This is a genomic window from Paracoccus cavernae (assembly GCF_042430175.1).
Taxonomy (GTDB): Bacteria; Pseudomonadota; Alphaproteobacteria; order Rhodobacterales; family Rhodobacteraceae; genus Paracoccus; species Paracoccus cavernae.
This window is the reverse complement of the sequence record NZ_JBHMDZ010000005.1, coordinates 38,428-51,298: the sequence shown is the minus strand read 5'-3', so window position 1 is coordinate 51,298 and position 12,871 is coordinate 38,428. Positions and strand designations below refer to the sequence as shown.

General features: G+C 63.5%; 10 protein-coding genes. 8 read left to right on the top strand and 2 right to left on the bottom strand.

The window, feature by feature from the left end:
- Nucleotides 1-117: 117 nt before the first annotated feature.
- The 8 genes from ACFFUC_RS05670 (at nt 118) to ACFFUC_RS05635 (ending at nt 9,897) form a co-directional block, all read left to right on the top strand.
- On the top strand, nt 118-1,680 hold the full coding sequence (locus ACFFUC_RS05670; RefSeq protein ID WP_377684361.1) for a 2-isopropylmalate synthase: 1,563 nt from the start codon (nt 118-120) through the stop codon (nt 1,678-1,680).
- Nucleotides 1,681-1,969: 289 nt separating this feature from the next.
- The gene (locus ACFFUC_RS05665; RefSeq protein ID WP_377684359.1) at nt 1,970-3,004 is read left to right on the top strand and encodes a rod shape-determining protein; all 1,035 of its coding nucleotides are present in this window, start codon (nt 1,970-1,972) and stop codon (nt 3,002-3,004) included.
- Nucleotides 3,005-3,013: 9 nt separating this feature from the next.
- Nucleotides 3,014-3,952, top strand: coding sequence for a rod shape-determining protein MreC (gene mreC / locus ACFFUC_RS05660; protein ID WP_377684357.1), 939 nt, complete (start codon nt 3,014-3,016; stop codon nt 3,950-3,952).
- Entirely contained in the window at nt 3,952-4,485 is a 534-nt protein-coding gene (locus tag ACFFUC_RS05655) for a rod shape-determining protein MreD (protein WP_377684747.1), read from the top strand. Before mreC ends, ACFFUC_RS05655 begins: the two co-directional genes overlap by 1 nt.
- A 2-nt stretch (nt 4,486-4,487) precedes the next feature.
- A complete protein-coding gene (mrdA, locus tag ACFFUC_RS05650) occupies nt 4,488-6,434 on the top strand; it encodes a penicillin-binding protein 2 (RefSeq protein WP_377684356.1) in 1,947 nt (648 codons plus the stop codon).
- 4 nt (nt 6,435-6,438) lie between these two features.
- On the top strand, nt 6,439-7,578 hold the full coding sequence (rodA, locus tag ACFFUC_RS05645) for a rod shape-determining protein RodA (protein WP_377684354.1): 1,140 nt from the start codon (nt 6,439-6,441) through the stop codon (nt 7,576-7,578).
- A gap of 3 nt (nt 7,579-7,581) precedes the next feature.
- Nucleotides 7,582-8,502, top strand: a complete 921-nt coding sequence (locus tag ACFFUC_RS05640; RefSeq protein ID WP_377684352.1) for a 2-hydroxyacid dehydrogenase — start codon at nt 7,582-7,584, stop codon at nt 8,500-8,502.
- A 198-nt stretch (nt 8,503-8,700) separates the two neighbouring features.
- Complete coding sequence (locus tag ACFFUC_RS05635; RefSeq protein ID WP_377684350.1) at nt 8,701-9,897, top strand: multidrug effflux MFS transporter; 1,197 nt, start codon at nt 8,701-8,703, stop codon at nt 9,895-9,897.
- Between the two features lie 96 nt (nt 9,898-9,993).
- Here the strand turns inward: ACFFUC_RS05635 and ACFFUC_RS05630 are convergent, their stop codons facing one another.
- A complete protein-coding gene (locus ACFFUC_RS05630; RefSeq protein WP_377684349.1) occupies nt 9,994-12,048 on the bottom strand; it encodes a potassium transporter Kup in 2,055 nt (684 codons plus the stop codon).
- A gap of 142 nt (nt 12,049-12,190) precedes the next feature.
- Complete coding sequence (locus ACFFUC_RS05625) at nt 12,191-12,805, bottom strand: TetR family transcriptional regulator C-terminal domain-containing protein (protein ID WP_377684347.1); 615 nt, start codon at nt 12,803-12,805, stop codon at nt 12,191-12,193.
- Nucleotides 12,806-12,871 lie beyond the last annotated feature (66 nt).

Genomic DNA, 12,871 nt, shown 5'->3' with positions numbered 1-12,871 from the left:
TGTCGTAAGCCTCCGTGGCCTGCTTCTTCTTACGCTTCACTGAGCGGGTCTCCGGGCCACCGCTCAGCGAGGATGCGCCCGGTTCCCAAAAGCTCAAGCGTAAGAAAGAACGAACCAATGTCCGATAAAAACCGCGTCGTCATCTTCGACACCACCCTGCGCGACGGCGAGCAATCGCCGGGTGCAACCATGACCCATGCCGAAAAGCTGGAAATCGCCGGCATGCTGGACGATATGGGCGTCGACGTCATCGAGGCGGGCTTCCCAATCGCCTCCGAAGGCGATTTCGCTGCCGTCAGCGAGATTGCGAAAAATGCGAAAACCTCGGTGATCTGCGGTCTGGCCCGCGCCCAATTCGGCGATATCGACCGCTGCTGGGAGGCGGTGAAACACGCCCGCCGCCCGCGCATCCATACCTTCATCGGCACCTCGCCGCTCCACCGTGCCATTCCCAATCTGGATATGGACCAGATGGCCGAGCGCATCGAGCAGACCGTCAGCCATGCCCGCAACCTGTGCGAGGACGTGCAATGGTCGCCGATGGATGCGACGCGTACCGAACATGACTATCTGTGCCGCGTGGTCGAAATCGCGATCAAGGCCGGTGCGACCACGATCAACATTCCCGATACCGTCGGCTATACCGCGCCGCGCGAATCCGCCGATCTGATCCGCATGCTGCTGGAACGTGTTCCGGGTGCCGACAACATCATCTTCGCGACCCATTGCCACAACGATCTGGGGATGGCGACGGCCAACAGCCTCGCCGCGGTCGAGGCCGGTGCGCGCCAGATCGAATGCACGATCAACGGTCTGGGCGAGCGCGCGGGCAATACCGCGCTGGAAGAAGTCGTCATGGCCATGCGCGTGCGCCACGACATCATGCCCTATACCACCGGCATCGACACCACCAAGATCATGGGGATCTCGCGCCGCGTCGCGCAGGTCTCGGGCTTTCCGGTGCAGTTCAACAAGGCGATCGTCGGCAAAAACGCCTTCCTGCACGAGTCGGGCATCCATCAGGACGGCGTGCTGAAAAACGTCGAGACCTTCGAGATCATGCGCCCCGCCGATATCGGTCTGAACGAGGCCAATATCGCGATGGGCAAACATTCGGGCCGCGCCGCGCTGCGCTCGAAACTGGCCGAGCTGGGCTACGAGGTCGGCGACAACCAGCTGAAGGATATTTTCGTCCGCTTCAAGGCGCTGGCCGACCGCAAGAAAGAGATCTACGACGAGGATCTGGTCGCGCTGATGCAGGACAGCGCCGCCAATACCGAAGACGACCACCTGCAGGTCAAGCATCTGCGCGTGGTTTGCGGCACCGACGGCCAATCGGCTGATCTGACCCTGCTGGTCGGCGGCGAAGAGAAGACGGTCCATGCCACCGGCGACGGTCCGGTCGATGCCTGTTTCAACGCGGTCAAGCAGATCTTCCCGCACGAGGCGCGTCTGAAGCTCTATCAGGTCCATGCCGTGACCGACGGCACCGATGCGCAGGCGACCGTCTCGGTCCGTCTCGAGGAAAAGGGCCGGATCGTGAACGGTCAGGCTGCCGATACCGACACCATTCTGGCCAGCGTCAAGGCCTATGTCGGTGCGCTGAACCACCTGATCCTGCGCCGCGCCAACACCGCGCCCGATGCCGATACCAAAGGCATCACGCAATATTCGCATTAAGCCCGCCACAAGCGTTCTGAGAGAAAAAATGAAGGCGCGGCAGGGTTCTGGCGCGCCTTTTTCAACGGGTTCGGGGAAATCGGCGCCAATCGTGCCGCCATCGGCGAACTGCCGCCAACAAAGTTCGGCGAATTTCGCCCATCGGCGGAAACGAACGAAAAAAATAGGTTTTCGGCGGATGATTGCCGCCTTATATGAAGCCAGTCGTAACGTGACATGCTGTCGCGGCTAGGCGACATGGGGCGTAATCGGCAGGCCGGCAAAGACCGGCGTGAAAGGAATTTCTGACATGGCTTTCGGCGGTTTGTTTTCGACCGATATCGCAATCGACCTCGGCACTGCGAATACGCTGATTTATGTCAAGGGTAAGGGCGTCATCCTCAACGAGCCCTCGGTGGTCGCATTCCACGTCAAGGACGGCAAGAAGCAGGTTCTCGCGGTCGGCGAAGACGCCAAGCTGATGCTGGGCCGCACCCCCGGTTCGATCGAGGCGATCCGTCCGATGCGCGAAGGCGTCATCGCGGATTTCGACAGCGCCGAGGAAATGATCAAATATTTCATCAAGAAGGTCTTCAAGCGCACGACCTTCTCGAAGCCGAAAGTCATCGTCTGCGTGCCCCATGGCGCGACGCCGGTTGAAAAGCGCGCGATCCGCCAGTCGGTTCTGTCGGCAGGCGCGCGCAAGGCGGGCCTTATCGCCGAGCCGATCGCGGCCGCTATTGGTGCGGGCATGCCGATCACCGATCCCACCGGCTCGATGGTGGTTGATATCGGCGGCGGCACCACGGAAGTCGCGGTCCTGTCGCTCGGCGATGTGGTTTACGCGCGCTCGGTCCGTATCGGCGGCGACCGAATGGACGAGTCGATCATCAACTATCTGCGCCGCAGCCATAACCTTCTGATCGGTGAATCTACCGCCGAGCGCGTCAAGACGCAGATCGGTACCGCTCGCATGCCCGACGACGGGCGCGGCGCCGCCATGATGGTGCGCGGTCGCGACCTTCTGAACGGCATTCCGAAGGAAATGGAAATCACCCAAGCCATGGTCGCCGAAGCTCTGGCCGAGCCGGTCCAGCAGATCTGCGAGGCCGTTATGGTCGCGCTTGAAGCGACCCCGCCCGATCTGGGCGCCGATATCGTCGACCGCGGCGTCATGCTGACGGGTGGCGGTGCGATGCTCGGCGATCTCGATCTGGCCCTGCGCGAGCAAACCGGCCTGTCGATCACCTTGGCCGACCAGCCGATGAACTGTGTCGCACTGGGCACCGGCAAGGCGCTCGAGTTCGAAAAGCAACTGCGCCACGTCATCGACTACGACAGCTAAGGCTTTATCGTGGCGCGTAAAGGCCCTGATTTCGCGTCTCCGGTCCGGCGAATTCTGGTTTCGCTGCTGGTTATCGTCCTGCTGGCCGCTTTCCTGTTCTGGAAGATCGACAGCCCGCGCGCGGAACGGATGCGCGCGGCTTTCGTCGACCGCTTCGTGCCCGGTTTCGAATGGGTGCTGCTGCCGCTGACCAAAGTCAGCAATATGGTGGCGGGCTACCAATCCTATGCGCGGCTTTACGACCAGAACCAGGAGTTGCGCCGCGAGCTGCAGAAGATGTCCGCCTGGAAAGAGGCCGCCGTCCAGCTGGAACAGGAAAACGCCAAGCTTCTGGCGCAAAACAACGTCCGCATCGATCCCGCGCTGACCTCGGTCTCGGGCGTGGTGCTGACCGATAGCGGCACGGCCTTCCGCCAGTCGGTGCTGCTGAACGTCGGCGCGCGAGACGGGATCGTCGATGGTTGGGCCACGATGGACGGGCTGGGTTTGGTCGGCCGCATTTCGGGCGTGGGGGAAACCACGAGCCGCGTCATGCTGCTGACCGACCCCTCCTCGCGCATTCCGGTGATCATCCAGCCCTCGGGGCAGCGCGCGCTGATGGGCGGCGACAACACCTCGCTGCCGGTTCTCGATTTCATCGAAAGCCCCGAGAATGTCCGCCCCGGCGACCGTGTCGTCAGCTCGGGTGACGGCGGGGTCTTCCCGCCAGGCCTGCTGATCGGCCAATTGGCGATGGCGACCGACGGGCGTTTGCGCGTGCGTATGGCCGCCGATTACGGCAGGCTCGAATTCCTGCGCGTGCTGCGCAGCCATCCCGCCGAGCAGCTTGCGGATTCGGGTCGTCTGATCCCGCCGCCGCCGCCGGAATTCGTCGGCCCCCGCATGCCCGACCGCCTCCCCGAGGCCGCCCAGACCGAGGGTGCGCCCACCGACAGCGGTCGGCAGTGATGGAGCATGTCCGCCACCGCCGCTACATCGGCATGATCCTGTATACGCTGGTCATGCTTGCGATTTTGCTGGTGCGGCTGCTGCCGCTCGCGCCCGGCAGCATCGGCTGGCCCGGACCCGATCTGATGCTCTGCGTGACGCTGGCCTGGGTGCTGCGCCGCCCCGAACAAGTGCCTGTCCTTCTGATCGGAGCGGTTTTCTTTATCGAGGATATCCTGATGCTGCGCCCGCTGGGGCTGTGGACGGCGCTTGTCATCCTCGCGACCGAGGCTGCACGTCACCGTGAGCACCGTTGGCGCGAGCTGCCGTTCATGGTTGAATGGCTGCGCGTCGCGATCCTGATCGCCTTGATCGTGCTCGCCAACCGCTTTGTTCTCGCGCTCTTCTTCGTCGATATGCCGTCGCTCGGTCAGGTCATCTTGCAAATGCTCGCCACCATTCTCACCTATCCGCTTGTCGTGGTCGTCACGCGTTGGACCCTTGGTCTGCGCCGCGCCGATTATATCGAGGCGGATATCATGAGGCAGCGCTGAACATGCGGAAATCTCCCAAGGAAATCGTCGAAAGCACCCGCAGCATCTCGCGGCGCGGCCTGCTTTTGGGCTCCGTCCAGCTTGGCGTCATCGGGGCCTTGGGGATGAAGCTGCGCTCGATGCAGCTCGATCACGCCGAAGAATACCGCATGCTTTCGGACGGCAACTCGATCAAGATCCGTCTGCTTCCGCCGGCGCGCGGGCTGATCCTCGACCGCAACGGTACGGTTCTGGCGGGCAACGAGCAGAATTACCGCGTCACCATCACCCGCGAGGAAGCGGGCGATGTCAGCGCCGTCATCGGCCGCCTGCGCCAGATCATCCCGATGAGCGACACCCAGACCGCCACCCTGATGAGCGAGATCGACCGGCGCAGCGCCGTCACCCCCGTCAGTGTCGCGGACCGGCTGAGCTGGGACGAATTCGCCTCGATCGCGGTGAACGCGCCCGCCCTGCCCGGCGTCTCGCCTGAATCGGGCCTTTCGCGCAGCTATCCGCGCGGTCCCGATTTCGCCCATGTCATCGGCTATGTCGGGCCGGTTTCGGATTACGACCTCTCGAAGATCGACGAGCCCGATCCGGTTCTGCGTCTGCCCGAATTCCAGCTCGGCAAGGTCGGGATCGAGGCCAAGCTCGAGGAAGAGCTGCGCGGCAAAGCCGGCGCGCGCCGTATCGAGGTCAACAGCGCTGGCCGCGAGATGCGCGAGCTTAGCCGTCAGGAGGGCCAACAAGGCGCGACGGTGCAGCTGACGATCGACGCGGGCCTCCAGAATTTCGCGACCCAGCGTCTGGGCACCGAAAGTGCCGCGGCGGTGGTGATCGACGTGACCAACGGCGATATCGTGGCGATTGCCTCTTCGCCGGTTTTCGATCCCAATATGTTCGTGCGCGGGATCTCCTCGCAGGATTATGGCGCGCTGATGAACCATGATCACCGCCCGCTGGCCGACAAATCGGTGCAGGGCGTCTATCCGCCCGGTTCGACCTATAAAATGGTCTCGCTGCTGGCAGGGCTCGAGGCCGGCATCATCAACAGCGGCTCGCATTTCTATTGCCCGGGCTATCTGCAGGTGGCCGGTCGCCGCTTCCACTGCTGGAGCCGTGGCGGCCATGGTTCGGTCAACGGGGTCCAGAGCCTCGAAAAATCCTGCGACGTCTATTATTACGAGCTCGCCCAACAGATCGGCATCGACCGGATGTCGGCCATGGCGCGGCGTCTGGGGTTCGGCACGCGCCACGACCTGCCGATGTCGGCCGTCGCCGAAGGGATTGCGCCCGACCGCGACTGGAAGCGCAAGCGCCACAATCAGGAATGGCAGGTCGGCGACAGCATCAACGCGAGCATCGGTCAGGGATATGTGCTGACCTCGCCGCTCCAGCTTGCGGTGATGACCGCGCGGATCGCCACCGGCAAGGAAGTCGCGCCGCGTCTGGTGCGCTCGATCGACGGCGTCACCCAGCCCGCGCCCGAGTTCCCGAGCCTCGGCATCGCGGAATCGAGCCTGCGTGTCGCGCGACAGGGCATGGATGCCGTGGTCAACAATGCCCATGCGACCGGCGCGCGCTCGCGCATCGTCGCGCCGGAGTGGCGTATGGCGGGCAAGACCGGCACCTCGCAGGTCCGCAACATTACCGCTGCCGAACGCGCACGCGGCGTGATCCGCAACGAGCAGTTGCCGTGGAACCGCCGCGACCACGGGCTGTTCGTCTGCTATGCGCCTTATGACAACCCGCGCTATGCGGTTTCGGTCGTGGTCGAACACGGCATGGGCGGCGGCTCGGCGGCGGCGCCGATTGCGCGCGACGTCTTGTTGTTCGCGCTTGCCGGCGGCATGCCGCCCCTGAGCGCCTATCCCGAAAGCCAGCGCGGCGCGATCGAGGAGATGCGCGCCAAGCTCAACCTCACGCCGACGGTGGCGGCGCAGCAAACGGCACGGACGCGGGCCTGAGCGGATGAGCTATCTCGATTACAAGGTTGCCCAGACCCCGACTGGCATCAAGAAGATCCTTTATCTCAACTGGCCGCTGGTCTTTCTGATCACCGCCGTCTCCTGCATCGGTTTCCTGATGCTCTATTCGGTTTCGGGCGGCGATATCGACCGATGGGCGGGGCCGCAGATGGTGCGTTTCGCGGTCGGCATGGTCTTGATGCTGGGGCTGGCCTTCGTGCCGATCTGGTTCTGGCGCTCGATTTCGGTCGTGGCCTATGTGGTCTGCGTACTGTTGCTGATCCTCGTGGAAACCATGGGCCATGTCGGCATGGGCGCACAGCGTTGGCTCGATCTGGGGCCCTTCAAGCTGCAACCCTCCGAGCTGACCAAAGTGGCCTTCGTTCTGACGCTCGCCGTCTATTACGACTGGCTGCCGGTCGAGAAGGTCTCGCGTCCGCTTTGGGTGCTGATCCCCGTCCTGCTGATCCTGCTGCCGACCGGCCTCGTGCTGATGCAGCCCGATCTCGGGACGTCGATCATGCTGATCGCGGGCGGCGGGATCGTGATGTTCGCGGCGGGTGTGAGCCTGTGGTATTTCGCGGGCGTCATCGCGATTGTCGTCGCCATGGTCACCGCCGTGATGGAGAGCCGCGGCACCGATTGGCAGCTGCTGCACGATTACCAGTTCCGCCGGATCGACACCTTCCTCGATCCGGGCTCGGACCCGCTTGGCGCGGGCTACAACATCATGCAGGCGCAGATCGCGCTCGGCTCGGGCGGATGGTCGGGGCGCGGTTTCATGCAGGGCTCGCAATCTCGGCTGAACTTCCTGCCCGAAAAGCACACGGATTTCATCTTCACATCGCTGGCCGAGGAGTTCGGCTTTGTCGGCGCGGCCTCGCTGCTGGTTCTGTATATGCTGATCCTCGGCTTCTGCCTGCATTCGGCACTGACCAACCGCGACCGTTTCGCCAGTCTCACGACAATCGGCATTGCGGGAACGTTCTTTCTGTATATGGCGATCAATATGGGCATGGTCATGGGGCTTCTGCCCGCCAAGGGCTCGCCTTTGCCGCTGGTCAGCTATGGCGGAACCGCTATCATGATCGTCTTGATTTCCTTCGGCATTGTCCAATCGGCCCATGTCCACAGACCAAGGTAGGCGATGAAGGTTCTTTTTGCGGCCCCCGCGCGGGATTGGGACGAATGGCATCGCGCCCTGATCGCGGCCGCGCCCGAAATGGACCTTGCCCGCGAAGGCGATCCTGCAAGTTTCGATGCGCTGATCTATGCGCCGGGCTATCCCGAGGACGGCAGCACGCTCGATTTCACCCCATTCACCAAGGCCCGCGTCGTCCAGAGCCTCTGGGCGGGGGTCGAGCGTATCGTGACCAATCCGACCCTGACCCAGCCCTTGTGCCGCATGGTCGACCCCGGCCTTGCGCGCGGGATGAGCGAATATTGCACGGGCTGGGTGATGCGCGCCCATCTCGGGATGGACCATTACACGCAAGACGGGATCTGGCGTCACGCGATCGTGCCGCCGTTGGCCTCCGCGCGGCGGGTGACCATCCTCGGCATGGGCGAGCTCGGCCGTGCATTGGCGCAATGCCTGCGGGGTTTGGGTTTTTGCGTGACCGGCTGGTCGGCCTCGGGTCGGCCGGTCGAGGGGATCACGGTCTTGGATGCGCCCGCATTGGGGCAGGCTTTGGCGGGGGCCGATATTCTCGTCTCGCTTTTGCCCGACACGCCGGCCACGCGCGGGCTTTTGAACGCGGAGACCTTGGCGATGCTGCCCGAGGGCGCATGGCTGATCAACGCCGGACGCGGCACGGTTCTGGTCGAGGAGGATCTGCTCGCGGCGCTTGATGCGGGGCGGGTGGGCCATGCCGTTCTCGATGTCTTCACGGCCGAGCCTTTGCCTGCCGGGCATCCCTTCTGGTCCCATCCGCGGGTGACAGTCACCCCCCATATCAGCGCCGCAACCCGCCCCGAGACCGCAGCCCCCGTCGCGGCCGAAAACCTGCGTCGCGCGATGTCGGGCGCGCCGCTGCTGCATCTCGTGGACCGCAGCCGCGGTTACTGAGGCGCGCGGCGAAACCTCGCGGTCGTAGTCCGGATCCTATGTCCGAACGCAGAGCCCGATCATGGGCAGGGGGGCAAGCGTTTTCCCGATTGTGGAAAAAGCCGCTCCCTGTTAAAGGTCACCTCCTTTCCGAACATCCGTCCTGGCCTCCGCGATCACGCGGTGCCGCAATCAGACATTCTGTTACCGGATTTTCCGATGCAAAGCTCCATGTTCCGCATGGCCCTGATCCTGGGCCTGCTTTCCGCCGTCGGTCCTTTCGCGATCGACATGTACCTTCCTGCCCTGCCCCAAATCGCCGAGGATCTGAACTCGACGCAGGCGGTGGCGCAGCAGACCCTTTCGATCTATTTCCTCGTCTTCGGCATCGCCCAGATGATCTATGGCCCGATGGCCGATGCGCTCGGCCGTCGTCGGCCGCTGATGATCGGGGTCGGGGTGTTCCTTGTCGCCTCGATCGGGGCGATCCTTGCGCCCGATATGACGACGCTGATCATTGCGCGGGCCTTTCAGGCCTTCGGGGCGGCGACGCTGATGGTGGTGCCGCGCGCGATCGTGCGCGACATGTCCTCGGGGCCGGATGCGACGCGGATGATGGCGGCGATCATGATCGTGATCTCGGTCTCGCCGATGTTGGCACCGATGTTCGGCTCGGGCGTTCTGGCCTTCGCGGGCTGGCGGATGATTTTTGCCTGCCTCGCCGCCGCGGCGGTATTGGCGCTGGCGCTCATCCTCTTCGTTCTTCCCGAGACCCTGCCGCGGGACGCCCGCCAACCCGTGCGCGCCGATGCGATGCTGCGCGGGCTCTGGACCTTGCTGCGTTCGGGCAAGTTCATGGGGCTTTCGATGATCGGCGGCTTTTCGATGGCGAGCTTCTTCGTCTATCTTGCCGCCGCGCCCTTCGTCTATGCCGAGGACTTCCAGCTCTCTCCCACGGGTTTCTCCTTCGTCTTCGCGGTCAATGCGATCGGCTTTTTCACCGCATCGCAATTCGCGGGTTATCTGGGCGAGAAACTGGGAATGGAGCGGCTGATCGCTTTCGGCGTGACCGGTTTCGTCTTTGCCATCGGTTTGCTGACGCTGGTCCTCGCGCTTGGGGGCGTATCTTTGCCGGTGGTGGTGATCGGGCTCTTCTTCGCCAATGCCTTCCACGGCGTGGTGATGCCCACTGCGATGGTCATGTCGCTTGATCCGCATCCCGAGATCGCGGGGCTTGCCTCTTCGCTTGGCGGCACGATCCAGATGCTGACCGGCGCGGTGATGATCGCGGTTTTCGGCCCGCTTTTCGCAATGGGCTCGCTCGGCATGGTTGGCGCCATCGCGATTTGCGGATTGCTGGGGTGGGTCGCGGCCTTTCTGGCGCTGCCGCGCCTGCGTCTGGCGCTGCGTCCCTGAAGTCGCCAACGGCGGATCCACGAAAAAGCCCCGCCCGAGAGATCGGACGGGGCTTTTTCATGAGGCGTTTCGCGCGCAGTCTTCGGGGGCGCGCGATCAGATGTTGATCTGCTGGCCCAGCTCGATCACGCGGTTCGAGGGCAGCCGGTAGAAGTTCGTGGCCTCGGATGCCGAACGGTAAAGCCCGACATAGATCCGCGCCGCCCATGCGGGCATCAGATGCGCACGCCCCACCCGCAAAGCGCGGCGGTTGAGGAAATAGCTCGTGTCCATCACATCGAACTTCAACCCGAAGCGTTTGGCATGGGCCAAAGCCTTGGGCACATTGGGCTGCTCCATATAGCCGAAGCGGCAGGTGACCGTGTAGAAGCGCGGACCGATCCCCGTGATGAGCAGCCGGTCCTCGGGATCGACGCGCGGGGTATGGGCGACCTCGACCTTGGTGATCAGGTTTTGCTCGTGCAGCACGCGGTTGTGCTTGAGGTTGTGCATGAGCGCGCTTGGCGCGATCGTCGGATCTGCGGTCAGGAAGACGGCTGTGCCGGGCACGATGGTCGGCGGCGATTTGGTCAGGCGGTCGACCAGAAAATTCAGGGAGATCGCCTCGCTGCTCAGCTTGCGCTGCAAAAGCGTGGTGCCGCGCACCCAGATCAGCATCAGGCTGATGACGCCCGCCGCGAAGACCAACGGGATATAGCCGCCGTCGATCACCTTGATGAGGTTCGCGACAAAGAAGATCAGCTCGATCGCAAGGATCGGCAGCATCAGCGACAGCACCCAGATCCAGCGCCAGCCCCATGCGTAATGGAAGACGATGATCGCGAGGATCGAGGTGATGACCATGTCGCCCGTCACCGCGATACCGTAGGCATTGGCGAGATTGGCCGAGCTGCCGAAAGCCAGCACCAGCGCCACCACGCCCACCATCAGGATCGAATTGACCCGCGGCATATAGATCTGCCCGAGCTGTTTGTCCGAGGTGTGCTGGATCTCGAGCCGCGGGGTCAGCCCAAGCTGGACCGCCTGTTGTGCGACCGAAAAAGCCCCCGAAATCACCGCCTGGCTCGCGATGACCGTCGCCATGGTCGCCAGAAGAACCAGCGGCAGGCGGAACCAGTCCGGCGCCATCAGGAAGAAGGGATTGCCGATGTTTTCGGGATGGGCAAGGATCATCGCCCCCTGCCCGAGATAGCTGAGCGTCAGCGCGGGCAGCACCAGCCCCGTCCAAGCGACGCGCACCGGCTTTCGCCCGAAATGGCCCATATCGGCGTAAAGCGCCTCGGCACCCGTGACGGCCAGAAAGACCGAACCGAGCACCGGCAGCGCACCAAAGCCGTTATGGATCAGGAAATCGAGCGCGCGCAGCGGATTGAGCGCCTGAAGGATACGGGCATCGTCGAAAATATGGGTCGCTCCGATGACGCCCATCGTGACGAACCAGACCAGCATGATCGGGCCGAAAAGCCGCGCGACCGCCTCGGTTCCCGAACGCTGGACGGCGAACAGGACCATGACGATGGCGCAGGTCAGCGGCACCACCCAAGGGGTGAAGGCGGGCGTGATGAGCTCGAGCCCCTCGACCGCCGAGAGGACCGAAATTGCGGGGGTGATCATCGAATCGCCGAAAAACAGCGAGACGCCGATGATGCCCAGAAGATAGATCGGCCAGGCGCGCTTTTTGCCCAAAGCGCCCTGCGCCTTGGCGACCAGCGACAGCGTGCCGCCCTCGCCGCGGTTGTCGGCGCGCATGATCAGCACGACGTATTTCAGCGACACGATCAGCATGACCGTCCAGAAGAGCAGCGAGACGATGCCGATCACGGCATCCTCGGGCAGGCCCTCTTCATGGGCATGGACAAGGGATTCGCGCAAAGCGTAAAGCGGCGAGGTGCCGATATCGCCGTAAACCACGCCGAGACAGGCAAGCACGAGGCCCGCACTCAGCTTTTGTTCGGTATGGGCGGGCGGCGCGGGATCTGCGTTGCTGTCGGGCATGGGCGCAAAGCTCTGTCCGGAATTGTCGTCCTCTTTCGCGGCGCTATCCGCTCCTGTGCCTTGATTGGTCGGGGATGGAGAGGTACCTGCGGGCTTGGTCTTGCCGCGGGGTTCCGGGCTGGTGTCGTCGCCGTCGTGATGATCACTTTCGGCCATCTGGGATGCACCCTATCTGAGACCCGACGATGCGGGCGTTTGCCGCGCATAGCAATCACGGCTTTGTCAAAACGGCAAGATGGCGCGTGAGGTTCCATCATCGCGCCCTTGCGATGTGACGCAACGCTCGGAAAATCCGGCGCTATTGGGCCAAAAGCCGCTCGTAGAGATGGGTCAGAAAGGCGCCCGCTTCGTCGAAAGGCGCGCGATCGGGGCCGAGAACCGCGCGAATCTGGATCTCGAAATCGGCATAATGCTGGGTCAGCGCCCAGATCGAGATGATGAGGTGATGGGGATCGACACGGGCAATCCGCCCCTCCTCCATCCATTGCGCGATGACGGCGGCTTTTTCCTCGACCAGCGCGCGCAGCCCCCCGCCGAGAATCGCCTCTAGACGGGGCGCGCCCTGCAGGATCTCGTTGGCGAAAAGCCGGCTTTCTTGCGGGAAATCGCGCGAGAGCGCCAGTTTGCTGTGCATATAGGCAAGGATCTGCTCTTTGGGTTCTCCGGCCGGATCCATAATGTGCAAAGGCGCGAGCCAGAGGTCGAGCAATGTCTCGAGAAGTTGGCTGTAGATCGCCTCTTTCGACGCGAAATAGTAGAGGACATTGGGCTTTGACAGCCGCGCCGCCTCGGAAATCTGGTCGATGGTGGTGCCGGCGAAACCGCGCGCCGCGAATTCGCGCAAAGCCGCATCAAGGATGATCTGGCGGTTCTTCTGCTGGATCCTGCTGCGGGGTCTGACGTGCTCGCTCATGCTCAAATCCGGTGCAATTCCAGTCGGGTGGCGAACGTCCGGCGCAGCTTCTTGGCCGGAGCATCA